Origin of the sequence: Isoptericola sp. NPDC056573, from assembly GCF_042793335.1 — a bacterium.
In the GTDB taxonomy this organism is placed as follows: domain Bacteria; phylum Actinomycetota; class Actinomycetes; order Actinomycetales; family Cellulomonadaceae; genus Isoptericola.
Window position 1 is genome coordinate 302,854 of the sequence record NZ_JBHTUY010000001.1, and the last position, 18,166, is coordinate 321,019.

Consider the following 18,166-nt stretch of genomic DNA (forward strand, 5'->3'; position numbering starts at 1 on the left):
GGGGTCAGGCGTCGTCGTGCTCGCGCAGGAACCCGTCGACGAGCGGGAGCACCTGGTCGGGGAGCTGCCACAGGACGCCGTGCCCGCCGCCGGGCACGAGCTCGACGCGGGAGCCGCGCACCTGGTCGGTGACGCGGCGGCCCGCGGCGACCGGGTCGCCGAGCCTGGTGGCCGCGCCGAAGAACGCCAGGGTGGGCGCGGTGATCGCGCGGAGCCGCTCGTCGGTCAGGGGGCTCGGCCACGGCGTCCGACGGCGGTAGCGCAGGGCCGCGCGGGCGAGGGCGCGGTCCTCGTCGGCGAGCGTCACGCCGGGGGTCAGCCACTCGTCGAGGCGGGCGAGGTGGCGCGCCGTCGGCAGGGCCGCGGCCCGGACCATGCGTGAGACCACCTTCCGGTCGGGCCTGACCAGCGCGGTGATGCCCTCGCCGAGGACGAGCGCGCCCACGCGGTCGGTGGCGCGGTCGGTGGCGCGGTCGGGCGTGCCGGACGCCAGCAGCGCGGCGAACCAGGCGCCCTCGGAGTAGCCGAGGACGTGCGCGCGCTCCAGCCCGAGCCCCTCGAGGAGCTGGACGCCCCACGCGGCGTAGTCGTCGGCCGAGCGCAGCGCGGCGGTCTGCTCGCTGCGCCCGGCCGTGCCGACGACGTCGGGCGCGTAGACGACGCGGTCCGCGGCGAGGGAGCGCACCACTCCGTGCCAGCTCAGGCCCGTGCCGTTCAGCCCGTGCAGCAGCACGAGGGGCGTACGGGTCCCGGCGCCGGAGCGTCGCACGTGCGTGGGGCCGTAGGCGGTCTCGACCCGGACGTCCTCGGACGGCAGCGGCCAGCGGGTCTCGAGGTCGCGGTACGCCGCCTCGTAGGCGGTGCGTGCGGCCTCGCTGGTGAACCGGCCTGTCGACGGCATCGGACCTCCTGGTGCGCGGGTTAATGGTATGACCGTACCACCAACGTGGTACGGACGTATCATCAACGCGACCGACCAGCACCGCCGAGGGGAGTGACCCGTGCCGCGACGGGTGGACCACGACGAACGCCGCCGCCAGATCACCGACGCCTGCCGCCGGGTCGTCGCGCGCGACGGGCTCGAGGCGGCCACGTTCCAGGCCGTCGCTGCCGAGGCGGGCGTCTCCGTGCGCCTCGTGCAGTACTACTTCGGCCACAAGCACGGGCTGCTCGTCGCGACCCACCGCGCGGTGATCGAGGGGTCGGCGGCCCGGTTCGGCGGCGGGACGTCCCCTGGGGAGAGCGCCGAGCCGGCTCCGCCCCGCGCCGTCCTGCGCGCCGTGCTCGCCGCGCTGCTGCCGCTCGACGACGCCCGCCGCGCGGACGCCGTCGTCCTCGCGGCCTTCCACGCCGCCGCCCTGACCAACGAGGCCGTCACGCCGGAGGAGCTGCGCGGCGCCCCGCGGGCGCTCGTCGACCTCGTCGCGGCGCTGCTGCTGCGGGCGCGCGGAGACGGCACGGGCGCGGGGGAGGGCTCAGGGCCGGACGACGCGGCCCGGCTCGACGCGGCACGGCTCGACGCGGAGGTGGTGCTCGCGTCGGCCGCCGGGCTCACCCAGGGTGTCCTCGCCGGGCACGTCACCGGCGAGACGGCGCTCGCCGTCGTCGACCGGCTGCTCGACCACCTCGTCGGCCCCGGCTGACGCTCGACGCGCCGTCAGCGGGACTTCGTCAGCTCCGGCTTCTTGACCATCCCGGACAGCCCGTTCCAGGCGAGGTTGGTCAGGTGCGCGGCCACCTCGGCCTTGTCGGGGCTGCGGGCGTCGAGCCAGTACTGCCCGGTGAGCGCGACCATGCCCACCAGCATCTGCGCGTAGAGCGGCGCGGCCTTGCGGTCGAGCCCGTTGGCCTTGAACTGGTCGCCGAGGATGTGCTCCACCAGGGTCGCGACGTCGCCGATGAGGCTGGAGAACGTGCCGGTGGCCTGGGCGACGGGGGAGTCGCGCACCAGGATGCGGAAGCCGTCCTCCGACGCCTCGATGTACCCGAGCAGGGCCAGCGCCGTACGCTCCACCAGCACCTTGGGGTGGCCGCCCTCCTCGAGCGCGCCGGTCAGCGCGGACGTCAGCGCGCGGACCTCGCGGTCGACCACGACGGCGTAGATGCCCTCCTTGCCGCCGAAGTGCTCGTAGACCACCGGCTTGGACACCTCGGCGCGGGCGGCGATCTCCTCGACGCTGGTGCCGTCGAAGCCCTTCTCGGCGAACAGGCCGCGGCTGACCGCGATCAGCTGCTCGCGCCGCTGGCTCGCCGTCATCCGGGCGCGCGGCGGACGCTTGGGCGCACGGGAGTCGGTGGGCATGGGCCCCATTGTGCCCTCCGGACGATGCGGCCGGTGTGGCGCGTGCCACGGCGCCGGTGGACGCCGAGGGGCGGGACGCGTGCCGGGGCGGTGGTGCGGACCTGGCAGACTGAGGACGGACGCCCGACGGTGCCGCGCCTGCTGGGGCGTGAACCCGGCCCGGGGGACCGATCCGCCTTGGTGTAATCGGCAGCACAGAGGTTTTTGGTGCCTTTGGTCCAGGTTCGAGTCCTGGGGGCGGAGCTCGGCACCATCGACAGAGCACACCCGAGAAGAGACGGAGCACTCGTGGTCTCGACAGGACCGGACGCCGCAGGACGCGTGGTTCAGGACGACGTTCAGGACGACACCGTGGCGAGACCGGCGGCCGTCGTCGTCCTCGCCGCGGGGCAGGGGACGCGGATGAGGTCCGCGACACCGAAGGTGCTGCACGCCCTGGGCGGGCGGACGATGCTCGGGCACGCGATGGCCGCGGCCCGCGAGCTCGACCCGCAGCAGGTGGCGGTCGTCGTCCGCCACGAGCGCGACGTCGTGGCCGCCGCCGCGGCGCAGATCGACCCGGCGGCCCTCGTCGTCGACCAGGACGAGATCCCCGGCACCGGTCGCGCCGTCCAGTGCGCGCTCGACGCGCTCGACGCCCGCGCCCACGCCGGTCGGGCCGCGCAGCTCGTGCACGACGACGCCGTCGACGACGAGCTGCACGCCGACCACGCCAACGGCGGCGACCACCCCCTGGGCGACGGCCTGGACGGCGCCGTCGTCGTCCTCGCCGGCGACATCCCCCTGCTGGACGGCGCCACGCTCGGCCAGCTGCTCGCCGCGCACCACGCGGACGGCAACGCCGTAACGATCCTCACGACCGAGGTCGCGGACGCGAACGGCTACGGCCGCATCGTGCGCGAGCCCGGCACCGGCGACGTCGTGGCGATCGTCGAGCACAAGGACGCGACGCCCGAGCAGCTCGAGGTCCGCGAGATCAACAGCTCGGTCTACGTCTTCGACGCCGCGGTGCTGCGCCGCGGGCTCGGCGGCCTGGACCGCGACAACGCGCAGGGCGAGGTCTACCTCACCGACGTCGTCGCGTCCGCGCGGGCCGAGGGCGGCGCCGTGCGCGCCGTGCTGAGCGACGACCCCATGCTCGTCGAGGGCGTCAACGACCGGGTGGCGCTCGCGACCCTGGGCGCCGAGCTCAACCGCCGCGTGCTCACGGAGTGGATGCAGGCCGGCGTCACCGTCGTCGACCCGGCGACCACCTGGGTGGACGTCGACGTCGAGCTCGCCCCCGACGTCACGCTCCTGCCCGGCACGCAGCTGCACGGCGCCACGAAGGTGTCCTCGGGCGCGACGATCGGCCCGGACACCACGCTGACCGACGTCGAGGTGGGCCCCGGCGCGACCGTCGTGCGCACGCACGGCTCGCTGTCCGTCATCGGCGAGAACGCGTCCGTCGGCCCGTTCGCCTACCTGCGCCCCGGCACCGAGCTGGGCACGAAGGGCAAGATCGGCACCTTCGTCGAGACGAAGAACGCGCAGATCGGCGAGGGCTCCAAGGTGCCGCACCTGTCGTACGTCGGCGACGCCACCATCGGCGAGCACACCAACGTCGGCGCCGCGTCGGTCACGGTGAACTACGACGGGCAGAAGAAGCACCGCACGGTGATCGGCTCGTACGCGAAGACGGGCGCCGACACGATGTTCGTCGCCCCCGTCACGGTGGGCGACGGCGCGTACACGGCCGCGGGCTCGGTCATCATCAAGGACGTCCCCGCCGGCGCGCTCGGCGTCGCCCGCGCGCAGCAGCGCAACGTCGAGGGCTGGGTCGAGCGCCGCTGGCCCGGGACGCCGGCCGCCGAGGCCGCCGCCCGCGCCCGCACCGAGGGCTCGGGCGGGGAGCTCGGTGCGCAGGCGCAGCGCCAGCTCGCCGCGCACAATGCCCTCACCGGCGCCATCCCGGTGGTGCCTCCCGCCGACAGCTCCGACCCGACCGCCGACCCGACCGAAGGAAGCACGCAGCGATGAACAACTTCATCCCCGGCACCGGTGAGCGCACGCTCGTCCTCGCCACCGGCCGGGCGCACCCGGAGCTCGCGGAGGCCGTGGCGAAGGAGCTCGGCATCGAGCTGCTGCCCGTGTCGGCGTACGACTTCGCGAACAGCGAGACGTACGTGCGGTTCAGCGAGTCGGTGCGCGGCTCGGACATCTTCCTGCTGCAGAGCCACACCGCCCCGGTGAACCAGTGGCTCATGGAGCAGCTGCTCATGGTCGACGCGGCCAAGCGCGGCTCGGCGCGCTCGATCACCGCCGTGGCGCCGTTCTACGCGTACGCACGCCAGGACAAGAAGAGCCGTGGCCGCGAGCCCATCTCGGCCCGCCTCGTCGCCGACATGCTCAGGACGGCGGGCGCGGACCGGATCCTCAGCATCGACCTGCACACGCCGCAGATCCAGGGCTTCTTCGACGGCCCGGTCGACCACCTGTGGGCCATGCCCGTGCTGGTCGACTACGTGCGCACCCGCGTGGACGTGTCCAACGCCGCCGTCGTCTCGCCCGACGCCGGCCGCATCCGCGTCGCCGAGCAGTGGGCCGCCAAGCTGGGCGGCTGCCCGCTGGCCTTCGTCCACAAGACGCGCGACGTCACGCGCCCCAACCAGGCCGTCGCCAACCGCGTCGTCGGCGAGGTCGAGGGGCGCGACTGCGTGCTCGTCGACGACCTCATCGACACCGGCGGCACCATCGCCGAGGCGGTCAAGGTGGTCATGGACGCCGGGGCCCGCTCCGTCACCGTGGCCGCCACGCACGGCGTGCTGTCCGACCCCGCCGCGCAGCGCCTGCAGGAGTGCGGCGCCACCGAGGTCGTCGTCACCGACACGCTGCCGATCACGGCCGACAAGCGGTTCGACAAGCTCACCGTGCTGTCCATCGCCCCGCTCGTCGCCCGCGCCATCCGCGAGGTCTTCGACGACGGCTCCGTGACGAGCCTGTTCGACGGCAACGCCTGACCGACGCCGGTGGCCCGGGGCGTGCGTCGTCCCGGGCCGCGGCGTCCCCCGGAGGGGAGGCACGGTGACATGACGGTGGACGTGACCGTGGTGGTCCCCACGTACAACGAGGGCCCGAACGTCGCCGAGCTGGTCCGCCGGCTCGCCGCCGCGCTCGGCCCCGACGGCGAGGGCCGCCGCGTCGCGCCCGGTGGCGTCGAGGTGCTGTTCGTCGACGACTCGAAGGACGACACCCCCGCCGTCATCGAACGGGTCGCCGCCACCTCCGCGGTGCCCGTGCGCCTGATCCACCGCGAGGTGCCCGACGGCGGCCTCTCGGGCGCCGTCGTCGCCGGCCTGCGCGCCGCGGCCGGCGAGCGCGTCGTCGTGATGGACGGCGACCTGCAGCACCCGCCCGAGATGGTGCCCGTGCTGCTCACCACCGCGCGCGAGACCGACGCCGACGTCGTCGTCGCCTCCCGGTACACGGGCCGCGGGGACGCCGGCGGCCTCGACGGGCGCTACCGGCGCTGGGTCTCCAAGGCCTCGGGGCTGCTGGCCCGGTCCATGTTCCCCGTCAAGCTGCGCGACGTCTCGGACCCCATGACCGGGTTCTTCGTCGTCCGCACCGGCGCCGTCGACCTCGCGGGGCTGCGCCCGCGCGGCTTCAAGATCCTGCTCGAGATCCTCGCGCGGCAGCGGCTCGTCGTGGTCGAGGAACCGTTCGTCTTCGGGGAACGGTTCGCGGGCCGGTCGAAGGCGACCGTCGCCAACGGGCTGCGTTACGTGCAGCAGCTCACCCTGCTCCGGTTCGGCCGGCTGTCCCCGTTCGCACTGATCGGTGCGCTCGGCGCCGTGCTCAACCTCGCGATCCTCGCGGGGCTCCAGGGGCTCGGCGTGCACTACCTCCCCGCGGTGATCTGGGCCAACGCCGTGACGATCGTCATCAACTTCCTGCTGCAGGAGCGGTTCGTGTTCGCCGACCTGCGTGACGGCGCGCACGGCTTCTGGGGCCGCTTCGTGCGGTCCTTCGCCTTCAACGGCACCGAGGCCGCGGTCCGCACCCTGCTGCTGTGGTGGATCGTCGAGCGCGCCGTGCCGCACCCCGAGCTGGTGCAGGCGGTGCTCATCCTCGTCGCGTTCGTCGTGCGGTTCGTCTTCCAGGCGCAGGTCGTCTACCGCCCCCGCGGGGCGGCGCGGGCCCGGGCGCGCGCGGGCGAGGACGCCCGGCACTGACACCCCGTCCCGAGGGGGCTATACTCGTCCGGTTGCCTCGGCGAGGGACGTCTGACGGGCGCCGGTCACCCAGGTCGTACAGGTCCAGCACCTGCGACCCGGCCGCCACCCTCAGCGCAGGATCCGTCGGATTTCCGTGATCGACTGGGCGGCTGTCGGTGCACCGCACTCTGCGGGTGCCCCCACGGCGCGCTCTCGATCGCGTCCGTCACGTGTCCCACGCCGACGCAACCGCAGTTCGCGGGGACCACCACCTCGTGGACAGCCGACGGCTCCCTCTGGCCGTCGGCACGCACAGACATCCCAGGAGTGATCCACGTGTCCGACATCAAGCTCGCCGCCGAGGCCCGCACCGAGTTCGGCAAGGGCGCCGCCCGCCGCATCCGTCGCGAGAACAAGATCCCCGCCGTCCTGTACGGGCACGGCACCGACCCGCTGCACATCACCCTGCCGGGCCACGAGACGATGCTCGCCACGCGCCACTCCAACGCGCTGTTCACCATCGAGCTGGACGACAAGTCCGAGATGGCCGTCGTCAAGGACATCCAGCGCGACGCCGTCCGCGGCGTCATCGAGCACATCGACCTGCTGCTCGTGAAGCGCGGCGAGAAGATCGCCGTCGACGTCACCGTGAACGTCGTGGGCGAGTCGGCCCCGGGCACCATCCACTTCGTCGAGGCGCAGACCCTGTCGGTCGAGGCCGAGGCCACCCACCTGCCCGAGTCGGTCGAGGTCTCCATCGAGGGCCTCGAGGCCGGCCAGCACGTCACCGCCGGCGAGGTCGAGCTGCCGAAGGGCTCCACGCTGCTCACCGACCCCGAGGCGACCGTCGTCCAGATCGCCGAGCCGCGCGCCGAGGTCGCCGCCGAGGACGAGGAGGCCGCGGAGGGCGAGGCCGCCGAGGAGACCACCGAGGCCGCCGAGTCCACCGAGGGCTGACACGCCTCACGCCCAGGGCGCCCGGTACCGTTCGGTTCCGGGCGCCCTTCGCGCGTCCGCGCCCTGAGCTGGCCGACCACCTGCTGCACCACGGAGAGAGAACGCAGATGACCGACACCCCCTGGCTGGTGGTCGGGCTGGGCAACCCCGGCCCGAAGTACGCGGGCAACCGGCACAACGTCGGGCACATGGTGCTCGACCTGCTCGCCGAACGCACGGGAGCGCGGTTCTCGCGGCACGCGCGCGCCCAGGCGGTCGTCGCCGAGACGCGGCTCGGCGTCCTGCCCGGCGGGCGCCCCGGCCCCCGCGTCGTGCTGGCGAAGCCCACCACGTACATGAACACGTCCGGCGGCCCGGTCGCCGGGCTCGTGAAGTACTACGGCGTCGACCCGGCCCAGGTCGTCGTCGTGCACGACGAGGTCGACATCCCGTTCGACACCATCAAGCTCAAGTCCGGCGGCGGCGAAGGCGGCCACAACGGCCTGCGCGACATCACCAAGGCCCTCGGCACCAAGGACTACGTCCGCGTCCGCGTCGGCGTCGGGCGCCCCCCGGGGCGCATGGACACCGCCGACCACGTGCTCAAGGACTTCTCCGCCACCGAGCGCAAGGACCTGCCCATCCTCGTCGACGACGCCGCCGACGCCGTGGAGATGGTGCTCGCCGAGGGGCTCCTCGCCGCGCAGGGGAAGTTCCACACGAAGGTCTGACACGGACGTCTGACGCGGCCCGGCCCGCGGCCTGACCGGGCTCTTCACCCGGGTGGAAAGGTCGCCGCGGGGTCCTTTCCGTGCGCCGGTCTCCTTACGCTCGACGGGCGGTCCCGACCGTCCGCACGAGGAGGAACCATGGGCCCGACGGTGGCACTGGCGCACGACTACCTGACGCAGCGCGGCGGCGCCGAGCGGGTGGCGCTGACGATGGCCCGGGCCTTCCCGTCGGCACCGCTCTACACGACGCTGTACCACCCCGACGGGACCTTCCCCGAGTTCGCGGACGTGGACGTGCGCCCGTCGCGCCTGGACCGGGTCGGCACGCTGCGGCGCCACCACCGCCTGGCCCTGCCGCTGCTCCGCGGCGCGGTCGAGAGCCAGCCCGTCGACGCCGACGTGCTCCTCGCCAGCTCCAGCGGGTGGGCGCACCGCTACCGCGGCGCGCGGCGCACGGTCGTGTACTGCTACGCGCCCGCGCGCTGGCTCTACCAGCGCGACCGGTACCTCTCCGGGGCCTCCGGGCGGGCCTGGAAGGACCGTTGGCGGACCGGGATCGCCGGCGCCGCGCTCGACCTCCTCGGCCCCGGGCTGCGGGCGTCCGACACGGCCGCCGCCGCCCGTGCCGACGTGTACCTGGCCGTCTCGACCGTCGCCCGGCGCGCCGTGCGCGAGGCCTACGGCATCGACGCCGAGGTCGTGCCGCCCCCGCCCGCGATGGAGCCGGAGGGGCCCGTGACCGCGATGCCGGGGATCGCCCCCGGCTACCTGCTGTGCGTGGCGCGGCTGCTGCCGTACAAGAACGTCGACGTCGTCGTCGCGGCAGCGCGGCGGCTCCGGCTGCCCCTCGTCGTCGTCGGCGACGGCCCCGACCGCGAGCGGCTCGAACGGCTGGCGGACGAGAGGGTGCGGTTCGTCGGCAAGGTCGACGACGCGCAGCTGCGGTGGCTGTACGGCCACGCGTCGCTGCTGGTGGCCACGTCGTACGAGGACTACGGGCTCACGCCGCTGGAGGCCGCGGCGTTCGGCGTCCCGGCGGTGACGCTCGGCACCGGCGGCTACCTGGACACCGTGGTCGACGGCGTGACCGGGCTGTACGTGGACCGCCCGGACGCCGCGCCGGTCGCCGAGGGGATCGAGGCCGCGCTCGCCCGCTCCTGGGACCAGGAGGCCATCGGCGTGCACGTGAAGGGGTTCTCCCGGGACGCGTTCGTCGCCCGGCTGCAGGACGTGGTGGCGCAGGAGGTCGCGACGGCCCGCCCGTCGGCGACGTACGGGGAGGTGGGGGGCCGATGACCGTCCGGGAGTTCCTGCGGGTGATGTGGGAGGGCAAGTACCTCCTCGTCGGGTCGATCGTGCTCGCCCTGGCGGCCGCGTTCCTGTACGCGGAGCGCAAGCCCGAGGTGTTCGAGGCGACCGCCACCGTCCAGATCAACGCCGTCGACATCGGAGAGGGCGACACCCCCGCCACCACGACGACGGTCGACACGGACCCTCGGCTCGTCGAGGCGCCCGGCGTGCTCGAGGCGGTGGGCGAGGCGGTCGGCAGGGGCGTGAGCCCGCGCCTTCTCGCCACGCTCATCTCCGGCCAGTACGACGCCGGCACGCAGATCATGACCATCACGACCACGGCCGGCACCCCCGCCGGCGCGGTGGAGCTGGCGAACGCCGTCGCGTCGGCGTACGTCGAGAGCCTGCCCGGCGTGATCGACGACCAGATCGCCGAGATCGACGCCCGGCGCGACGCCCTGCGCACCCAGCTCGACGCCGTCGACAAGCAGGTGAAGAGCAAGCCCAAGGACCCCCTGGCGGGTGCGGAGCGCTCCACCATCATCGACCAGTACCAGACCCTGTCGGCGAGCCGCAGCACGCTCGAGTCGATCGTGACGCCGGCCCAGGTGCTCATCCCGGCGACCGGCTCGTCCGCCGTCGTGGTCGGGCTGCCGCGGGCCAGCATCGTCCTCCTGGGGGCGCTCGCGGGCCTGGCCGTCGGCATCGGGCTCGCCCTGGCGCGGCGTGCCCTCGACTCCCGGCTCCGCGGCCGCGCGGACGCCGCGGAGGCGGCGGGCGTGCCGGTGCTCGCCGAGCTGTACGGCGTGGCCCGGGCCGCCAAGTCCTACCGGCGCACGCCCGTCCTGCCGGTCTCGAGCCGCGTCGCGTCCCCGTTCACGGAGTCGATCCGGGAGCTGCGCACCGCGCTCCACGTGGCGATGCAGGACCGGGAGCACGCGGTCGTCGTGGTGACCGCCACCGACCCCCACGCGCCGCGGTCGTTCATCGCGGCCAACCTCGCGGCGTCGTGGGCCATGAGCGGCCGGGCCACCGCCGCGGTGTCCGGAGACCTGCGCCGGCCCGACCTGGAGGACCTGCTCCCGCACCCGAACGGGCTCGGGGCGGACCCCGACGGGCTCCGCCCCACGCAGGTGCCCAACCTCCGCTTCCTCGCGCTCCACGACCCGACGATGGACCCCGCGGACTACCTGGCGACCGACCGGGTCCGCGAGACGGTCGAGTCGGCGCGGGACGCGGGCGAGGTGCTCGTCATCGACGCGCCGCCGGTGCTCGCCGCCGCGGACGCCACGATCCTCGGCGCGTTCGCGGACTGCGTCGTGCTGGTCGCGACCGCGGGCCGGACCGTCCGGAGCGTCCTGGTCGAGGCGGCCGAGCGGCTGCGGATCAACGGCGTCCCTCTCACCGGCGTCGCGCTCGCCGGTGTGAAGGGCGACAGCCGGATGGTCTACGCGTCGACCTACGGCGAGCCGGTGGAGTCCGGGCCCGCGGCGCCCGGGGCGGTGGAACCCGGGCAGGTGGAGCCCGGCGCAGCGGAGCCCGGGCCGACCGAGGCCGGCACGACCGGCCGCGCGGGCGGTGCGGACGACGGTGCGGGCGCGGGTGACGATGCGGGTGCGGACGTGGGCGCCGACGCGGGTGACGACGGTGCGCCCACGGCCGCGGAGGACGACGCACCCCGGGGCGCCGGGCAGCGCGCCGAGGCCGCGCCCGCGCGTGCCGCCGTGCCGCCGGCGCCGTTCCGCCCGCCGACGTTCCCGCCCACCGGGGTCCGCGCGGCCGCGGAGCCGCTCGTGGCGACGGACCCTGAGGTCGAGCCGCCGACCCCCGCGCAGGTCGCGCCGACGATCGGCCGGCTCCTGCGCACCGCGCGCCGGTCGTGACCCGCCGCCGGGCGCGGCGGGAGGGGCCGCTGCGCGTCGTCGTCGTCGACCACACCGCGGCGCTGGGCGGCGGGGAGCTGGCGCTGCTGCGTCTCGCGGCGGAGCTCGACCCCCGGCGTGTCGAGCTCCGGGCGGTCGTGCTGGACGACGGCCCGCTCGTGGACCGGCTCCGGGCGGCGGGCGTGCGGACCGCGGTGGTGCGGACCGGGGGGCGGACGCGGGGCATGGACCGGCACGCGCTCGGCGGCTCGTGGCGCGCGGTGCTCGCGGTGGGCGAGACCGCCCGGCTCGTGGTCCGGGTGGCCGCGGTGCTCCGGAGCGCGGACGCCGACGTCGTGCACACCAACTCGCTGCGCGCCGATGTCGTCGGGCTCCTCGCGGCCCGGTGGTGCCGGGTCCCAGTGGTGTGGCACGTCCACGACCGGATCGCCGACGACTACCTGCCGCCGGTGGCGGTGCGGCTCCTGCGCGCGCTGGCCCGCCGGGGCCCGCGCGCGGTCGTCGCGAACTCGGAGGCGACGGCCCGGACGCTCCCGGGGGTGCGCGACCTCACCGTCGCGCACCCCGGGTACGCGCCGGACCAGGCGGTGCCGGCGTACGACGCCCGCGTGCCGCCGGAGCGCCCGGTGGTGGGCCTGGTCGGCCGGCTCAGCCCGACCAAGGGGCAGCTCGAGCTCGTGCGGGCCGCGCGGACGGTGCTCGACCGCCGCCCCGACGTGCGCTTCCGCCTGGTCGGGGGCGCGTTGTTCGGGGCCGACGCCTACGCGGACGCGGTCGACGCGGAGATCGACCGGCTCGGGCTGCACGGCGCCGTCGACGTCGTCGGGTTCAGCGACGACCCGGCCGGCGAGCTCGACCGGCTGTCGGTCTGCGTGCACGCCTCGCCCGTACCCGAGCCCTTCGGGCAGGTGGTGGTCGAGGCGATGGTGCGCGGCGTCCCCGTGGTCGCGACCGACGCGGGCGGCGTCCCGGAGATCGTCCGGCCGCCGGGCCGGGACCTGGGCCTGCTCGTCCCGCCGGGCGACGTGGACGCTCTCGCGGCCGGGCTCCTGGCCGTCCTGGACGACCCCGGCGCGGCCGAGCGGCGCGCCCGGGCGGCGTACGACGACGCGACCCGGCGGTTCCCCGCCCGCGGGACCGCGCGGGCCCTCACCGAGGTGTGGGAGCGGGTCGCCGGACGGCCTCGACGACGTCGGACATGAGGGCCACCTGGCGCACCCAGGTGGGGATGGGCTCGGGGTCCGTGCCGCTGTCCTCGTCGAGCGGCGCGGCCGGCCCGCGCGACGGCTCCGCGAGCGCGTCCCGGACGGCGGCGGCGAACCCCTCCGGCGACGCGACGGCGACCCGCGGGTCGGCGGTGTCGCGGAAGCCGGCCACGGGCGTCGACACGACGGGCCGCCCCACCGCCCGGTACTCGTAGAGCTTGAGCGGGTCGAGGCTGTCCGTGAAGTCGTCGACGACGTGCGGGACGACGAGCGCGTCGGCGTGCTGGAGGTACGCCGGCACCTGGTCGAACGGGCGGGCACCCAGGACGGTCACGCCCGCCCGGCGGAGCCGCTCGACGTCGGGCCGCTCCAGCGAGACCGGGCCGACGAGCACCAGGGAGCCCACGCCGTCGAGGGCGCGGGCGGTGTCCTCGCAGAGTCCGACGTCGAGCCGGTCGGCGTGCAGCGTGCCGACGTAGACGGCCGTCGCGCCCGGCGGGAGGTCCGCCGGGCGAGCCGCCGGGCGCCGGTACCGCTCGACGTCCACACCGTTGGTGACCAGCACGACCGAGCGGGCGTCGGCCTTGCGGGCCGCGAGCGTGGGGGAGCAGACGGTGACCGCCGCGGCGTGCTCCACCAGGTAACGGTCCGACTCGGCGACCCGGCGGGACTCGGCCGGGCCGCGCGTGGCCGCCGTCCAGTCGTCGGTGACGTCGTACAGGGTGGGCCAGCCGCTGACGCGCGCCAGCGTGGCGCCGTACGGGTCGTTGACCCACAGCACCGGCAGTGTCAGCCCGAGGCGGCGCGCGGCCCGGACCACGACGGCCGCGCGCCGCTCGTCGCCGTGCGGGGCGACCCGCCGGGGCAGCAGCTTGGTCGGCTCGAGCAGCCAGAGCCGGCGCGAGCCGACGCCCTCGAGGTCCGGTGCGGGCCGCAGCCCGCGCCCGGGTCGGGGCCACGCCGCGCGGGTCAGCGCGTGCAGGGGGTCGGCGACCGGCTCGACGAAGAGCACCCGGGCCGTGGGGTGCACGCGCAGGAGACCCGCGACGAGGTGCTGGTTGCGCCGCCAGACGTCGTCCCACGGCTCGAGCGACACGACGACGAGGTCGGGGCCGGTGACGGTCTCGCGGGCGGGAGTCACGGCAGCACGCCCCGGTACACCCGCTCGGTGGCGGCGGCCTGGTGCGCGAGGGAGAACTCCACGCGCTGCCGGGCCTGCAGGGCCGCGCCGTAGCGGTCGCGCAGCGCGGGGTCGTCCGCCAGGGCCCGCAGGCGCCGCGCCGCGTCGTCGACGTCGCCCGTGGCGTACAGACCGGGGCCACCGGCGGTGCCGAGCGACTCGACGTGCCCGCCGGACCCGTCGGCGACCACGGGGACACCGCTCGCCATCGCCTCGAGGACGCTGAGCCCGAAGTGCTCCCCGGGGGTCGGCGCGAGGAGGACGCCGGCGTCCGCCATCAGGGCGGCGACGTCGTCACGGTGCCCGAGGAGGTCGACGTCGCCGTCGAGGCCCAGCTCCGCCACGAGCTCCTTCGTCGCGACCTCGAGCGATCCCGACCCGGCGACCACCAGCCGCCAGCCCCGCCCGGCGAGGCCCGACGCGGCGAACGCGCGGACGCCGGCGTCGACGCGCTTCTCCGGCTCGAGGCGGGACGCGACGAGCACGACGGGGGAGCGCAGCGCGGCCCCGCGGGGGTGCGGCCGCTCCTCGACGCCGGCGGCGATCACCTCGCTGGGGCCGTCGACCCGCTCCTGGGTGAACCGGCTGATCGAGATCTGCGCGGCCACCGTCCGCCGGATGACGTGCGCCACCACCCGGCCGGCGGGGCTGCGGCCGCGGACGAGGGCGAAGTGCCGGGTGACGACGAGCGGCACGCGGCGCGCGAGCACCGGCGTCCAGAGGCAGGCGGCGGTCTCCGCCGCCGTCATGTGGGCGTGCACGACGTCCGGCCGAGGCCCCGCGGCCAGCGACCGGCGTGCCTCGGCCACCGTCGTCCCCGGCCGGAGCTCGACGCCGTCGCCGGTCGCGCCGCGCATCGCCGCCGCCGCGCCGCCGACCACGGTCACGTCGTGGCCCGCCTCGACCTGCGCCCGGGCGAGGCGGGCGACGTGGGCCTCGACCCCGGCGAACGCGTCGGTCACGACGACGTGGGTGATCCTCATGACGCCTCCGTCTGCAGAGCGGTCGACGGCCGGGTCGCCGTCCGGGTCGACAGTGCAGCCGACGGTCTGGCCGGCGGCGCCTTCTCGTGCCCCTCGGCCCCCAGGCACACGCCGACCAGCAGGAAGGGCAGGGACACGATGATCGACACCCAGAACTGGTCGAACTGGCTCGCGACCAGCCGCGACGCGAGCACCGCGACGGCGAGCGTGCCGAACCGGGGATCCATCCGCCACGCGACCACGACGGTGCCCAGCATGAGGATCGCGAACCCGGCGAGACCGACGATGCCGACCGACGAGAGCACCTCGGCGACGGCGTTCGGCGGCTGGAACCCCGGCTCGGGACCCGCGGTCCACCAGCGCAGGCCCGCGCCGAACCACAGGTTCTCGCGCCAGACGTCGAAGCCGCCCTCGATACCGGCGGCGCGGAACGCGGTCGAGTTGAACGGGTCGTCGCCCGACAGGTCGTCCTGGACCCGGGCGGCGACGAACAACGCCGCCGGCGCCATCGTGAGCAGCATCAGCCGTGGCCCGATCCGCGGCCCCTGACCCGGGCGCAGGGCGAGGACGAGCAGGCCCACCCCGAAGCCGACGATGGCCTGCCGCGACTGCACCGCCAGCATGCCGAGGGCGAGCACGTAGAACGCGGGGATCCGGAACCACGCCGGCCAGTGCAGCCACGGCTGCCGGACGAACGCGAGGAGCGCGACCGACATGAAGATCGGGCCCGCGAGGTTCTTGTGCATCGGGAACGGCCAGTTCGGGTACACCGGTGACACGTCACCCTGGGCGAGCTGCACCGCGGCGATCGCGCAGGCGTTCAGCGCGACCACCAGGACGACGAGGGTGACGAGCGTCAGCCCGAGCGTCGCGCGCCCGACCCGGCCCACCGCCCAGCCGACGACGAGCGCCCCGCCCACCAGGACCCAGGCGTGGAACCACTCGACCGTGTTCTGGCGGAAGGGGGTGGCGACGACGGTGAACAGGGAGGCGAGCTGGTAGATCGCCGAGAGCCACAGCATCGAGCGCAGCGCCGGGGTGAAGGGGCGTGGCGTGAAGACGAGGGCCACCCAGAAGGCCGCGAACAGCGCCACGTCGCTGAGCGTCATGTTCAGGGTGTCGCCACCGACCCGTTCGGCGACGACGAACGCGGGCATCGCGACCACCGGAACCAGCGACGGGTCGTAGACGGCGAGGCCGGCGAGGGCGACAACGACCGCGGCGGCCACCCCGAGGGTGAGGTCGTGGGAGAGCGCGTACGTCACGCCGAGGACGGCGACGACGAGGACCGCCGCCCAGGTGGTCGCCGTCACCGTCGCCCGGAGGAACGAACGCGCACCGACCGTGGTCACGGGGCCGCCACCTCGCGGTCCTCCAGGAGGACCGGCCCCGCGAGATAGGCGCGCAACCGGCGCAGCGCGGACTCGCGGCGCGGGCCGCGCAGCGCCGCGGAGCGCACCATCGCGCCGGCCACGAGCCCGGCACGGGCGGCGGCCCAGCCGGCCGTGCCGAAGTGCTTGCGGAGGTAGCGCTCCTGGGACGCGTGGAAGTGCAGCTCGCGCACGTGGTTGTCCGTGCTGGTGCCGGCACCCTCGTGGAGGACCTGCGTCGCCGGGACGACGGCGTGCCGCCAGCCGCGCCGGTCCGCCCGGTAGGCCCAGTCGGTCTCCTCGGCGTAGAGGAAGAACCGCTCGTCGAGCCCGCCCACGCTGCGCAGCGCCGAGGCGCGGATCAGCAGCGCGGAGCCGATGACGAACGTGCGCTCGCGCGGCAGCCGCAGGCGGCCCAGCCCGGCGGCCTCCAGCCACGCGCGGGCGGGGGAGGGGAACGGCCAGACGACGCGGCCCGGGCGGCCGGCGCCGTCGACCTGGGCCGGGCCGACGCTCGCGAGGCCGGGGTCCGCGTGCAGGGCGTCGTGGAGCGCCGCGACCGTCTCCGGCCCGACGACGGCGTCCGGGTTGAGGAGGAACACGTCCGCCCCCGGGTCCTGCCGGTGCGCGAGCGCGAGGTTGACCGCCGCCGCGAACCCGAGGTTCCGGCCCGGGTCGTGGTACGTGCCGCCGAAGACCTGGGTGAGCGCGCGGTGGCGCGGGTCGGACGAGTTGTCGACGACCGTCAGCGGGAACGTCCCCGCGAGCGGCTCGAGCGCGGCGTGCAGCAGCTCCGGGCTGCCGTAGGCGACGACGACCACCTCGACGCGGGGTGCCGGCCGCCGGCCCGGGTCCCCGACGGCGGCGCGGCGGTCGTCCGCCGTCGTGCCGCGGACCCTCGCGTAGACGTCGCGGTACCGCCCTGCGACCTCCGGCCACGAGCACTCCCGCGCGCGGTCGAGGCCGGCGAGGCGGAGCGCGCGTGCCGTCTCCGGCCGCGTGGCCTGCCGGACGCCGTCGAGCAGCGCGTCGGGGTCGCCCGGGGCGACGAGCACGCCCGCGCCCGCCACGACGTCGGGGACGGACCCCACCCGCGTCGCGACCACCGGCGTGCCGCACGCCATCGCCTCGACGGCGACGCGCCCGAACTGCTCGGCGAGCCCCGGGGTCTCCACCGACGGCACGACGAGCACGTCCAGCCCGCGGTAGAACGCGGGCAGGTCCTCGGTGTCGAGCGGGCCGAGGAAGGTGACACGGTCACCGAGCGGTGCGGCCGCCCCCCGCAGCCGTGCCTCCTGCGGGCCGGCGCCCGCGACCACGAGGTCCAGGGCGTCGTCCCGGGCGACGGCCGCGAGCAGCACGTCCACCCCCTTCTGGGCCGTCAGGCGCCCCGCGTACCCGACGCGCACCCGCCCCGGCGTGCGCGGCCCCCTGCCCTCCGGCCGGTCGCCCCCGGGGGAGAACACCGTCGTGTCCAGCCCGAGGGGGATGCGCTCCACCAGCCCCCGGGCGCCCTTGTAGCGCACGATGCGGGCGGCGTCGTGGTTGCAGGTGACGACGGCGGCGGCGCCGCGCAGCGCGGCCGCCTCCAGCGCCCGGAACGGCCACGGGTACCGCTTGAGGAGGTTCTGCGCGGAGTAGAGGAGGTACGGCGCCCGGCCGGCGCGCCGCCCGCGCGCCGCGTCCACGAGCCGTCGCGCGGCACGGAGGCCCAGGATCTCCGCGGTCGCGAGCGCGACGGGCTCCTCGTGGATGTCGAGCACGTCCCACCGCTCGCCGAGCACGCGCCACAGGGCACGCGGGTCGTAGAGGAACAGAGCCGGGTGCCGGCCGAACGTGCGCGCGGTCTCCAGCTCCTCGCCGGGCCCGGGCACGGGCCGCACGTCACGCCCGCCCTCGTCCCAGACGGCGGCCGTCAGGACGCGCACGTGGTCGCCCCGCCGGCGCAGCTCGGCCTCGCGGCCGCGCCAGGCGTCGACCACCGCGCTGTGGGAGATGCGCAGGACCCTCATGGCTCCCGATCCTCGCCGCCGGGGTGCGGGCGGGGAACGTCGCAGGCGCGGAATCACCCGGGTGACGAGCCTTTTCAC

15 protein-coding genes and 1 tRNA gene are annotated in these 18,166 nt (G+C 75.6%); 10 read left to right on the top strand and 6 right to left on the bottom strand.

All coding sequences use genetic code 11. The features are described from left to right. Window positions 1–4: 4 nt before the first annotated feature. Window positions 5–901 carry an alpha/beta fold hydrolase gene (locus ACFQ8E_RS01400; protein WP_430548776.1) on the bottom strand — a complete coding sequence of 299 codons (897 nt, stop codon included), beginning with the start codon at window positions 899–901 and terminating at the stop codon, window positions 5–7. A 100-nt stretch (window positions 902–1,001) separates the two neighbouring features. Between ACFQ8E_RS01400 and ACFQ8E_RS01405 the strand changes: the two genes are divergently transcribed. Next, window positions 1,002–1,643, top strand: coding sequence for a TetR/AcrR family transcriptional regulator (locus ACFQ8E_RS01405; protein WP_430548777.1), 642 nt, complete (start codon window positions 1,002–1,004; stop codon window positions 1,641–1,643). Between the two features lie 14 nt (window positions 1,644–1,657). Here ACFQ8E_RS01405 and ACFQ8E_RS01410 read toward each other — a convergent pair whose 3' ends face one another. Beyond that, a complete protein-coding gene (locus tag ACFQ8E_RS01410) occupies window positions 1,658–2,257 on the bottom strand; it encodes a TetR/AcrR family transcriptional regulator (protein ID WP_430549030.1) in 600 nt (199 codons plus the stop codon). A 216-nt stretch (window positions 2,258–2,473) separates the two neighbouring features. Here ACFQ8E_RS01410 and ACFQ8E_RS01415 point away from each other — a divergent pair. The 9 genes from ACFQ8E_RS01415 (at window position 2,474) to ACFQ8E_RS01455 (ending at window position 12,540) form a co-directional block, all read left to right on the top strand. Continuing rightward, window positions 2,474–2,545 (top strand) — tRNA-Gln (locus ACFQ8E_RS01415). A 159-nt stretch (window positions 2,546–2,704) separates the two neighbouring features. Next, complete coding sequence (gene glmU / locus ACFQ8E_RS01420; RefSeq protein ID WP_430549031.1) at window positions 2,705–4,321, top strand: bifunctional UDP-N-acetylglucosamine diphosphorylase/glucosamine-1-phosphate N-acetyltransferase GlmU; 1,617 nt, start codon at window positions 2,705–2,707, stop codon at window positions 4,319–4,321. Then, entirely contained in the window at window positions 4,318–5,301 is a 984-nt protein-coding gene (locus ACFQ8E_RS01425; RefSeq protein WP_430548778.1) for a ribose-phosphate diphosphokinase, read from the top strand. The genes glmU and ACFQ8E_RS01425 overlap by 4 nt, the downstream gene beginning before the upstream one ends. Window positions 5,302–5,376: 75 nt before the next feature. Next, on the top strand, window positions 5,377–6,516 hold the full coding sequence (locus tag ACFQ8E_RS01430) for a glycosyltransferase family 2 protein (RefSeq protein ID WP_430549032.1): 1,140 nt from the start codon (window positions 5,377–5,379) through the stop codon (window positions 6,514–6,516). Between the two features lie 318 nt (window positions 6,517–6,834). Next, a complete protein-coding gene (locus tag ACFQ8E_RS01435) occupies window positions 6,835–7,455 on the top strand; it encodes a 50S ribosomal protein L25/general stress protein Ctc (RefSeq protein ID WP_430548779.1) in 621 nt (206 codons plus the stop codon). A gap of 107 nt (window positions 7,456–7,562) precedes the next feature. After that, a complete protein-coding gene (pth, locus tag ACFQ8E_RS01440; protein WP_430548780.1) occupies window positions 7,563–8,165 on the top strand; it encodes an aminoacyl-tRNA hydrolase in 603 nt (200 codons plus the stop codon). 138 nt (window positions 8,166–8,303) lie between these two features. Beyond that, window positions 8,304–9,461, top strand: a complete 1,158-nt coding sequence (locus ACFQ8E_RS01445; protein WP_430548781.1) for a glycosyltransferase — start codon at window positions 8,304–8,306, stop codon at window positions 9,459–9,461. Then, window positions 9,458–11,338 (top strand): hypothetical protein, encoded by a 1,881-nt coding sequence (locus tag ACFQ8E_RS01450; protein ID WP_430548782.1) that lies wholly within the window; start codon window positions 9,458–9,460, stop codon window positions 11,336–11,338. Before ACFQ8E_RS01445 ends, ACFQ8E_RS01450 begins: the two co-directional genes overlap by 4 nt. Then, window positions 11,335–12,540 (top strand): glycosyltransferase, encoded by a 1,206-nt coding sequence (locus ACFQ8E_RS01455; protein ID WP_430548783.1) that lies wholly within the window; start codon window positions 11,335–11,337, stop codon window positions 12,538–12,540. Before ACFQ8E_RS01450 ends, ACFQ8E_RS01455 begins: the two co-directional genes overlap by 4 nt. On the opposite strand, the gene ACFQ8E_RS01460 is transcribed toward ACFQ8E_RS01455, so the two are convergent. From ACFQ8E_RS01460 to ACFQ8E_RS01475, 4 genes are read right to left on the bottom strand one after another with little or no spacing between them, the layout of a single operon-like run. Further along, window positions 12,488–13,684 carry a glycosyltransferase gene (locus ACFQ8E_RS01460; protein ID WP_430548784.1) on the bottom strand — a complete coding sequence of 399 codons (1,197 nt, stop codon included), beginning with the start codon at window positions 13,682–13,684 and terminating at the stop codon, window positions 12,488–12,490. The two genes, ACFQ8E_RS01455 and ACFQ8E_RS01460, sit on opposite strands and share 53 nt — an antisense overlap. Then, entirely contained in the window at window positions 13,681–14,706 is a 1,026-nt protein-coding gene (locus ACFQ8E_RS01465) for a glycosyltransferase family 4 protein (RefSeq protein WP_430548785.1), read from the bottom strand. Before ACFQ8E_RS01465 ends, ACFQ8E_RS01460 begins: the two co-directional genes overlap by 4 nt. Beyond that, the gene (locus ACFQ8E_RS01470) at window positions 14,703–16,058 is read right to left on the bottom strand and encodes an O-antigen ligase family protein (protein WP_430548786.1); all 1,356 of its coding nucleotides are present in this window, start codon (window positions 16,056–16,058) and stop codon (window positions 14,703–14,705) included. The genes ACFQ8E_RS01465 and ACFQ8E_RS01470 overlap by 4 nt, the downstream gene beginning before the upstream one ends. Next, window positions 16,055–18,088, bottom strand: coding sequence for a glycosyltransferase (locus ACFQ8E_RS01475; RefSeq protein WP_430548787.1), 2,034 nt, complete (start codon window positions 18,086–18,088; stop codon window positions 16,055–16,057). The genes ACFQ8E_RS01470 and ACFQ8E_RS01475 overlap by 4 nt, the downstream gene beginning before the upstream one ends. Between the last annotated feature and the right edge of the window lie 78 nt (window positions 18,089–18,166).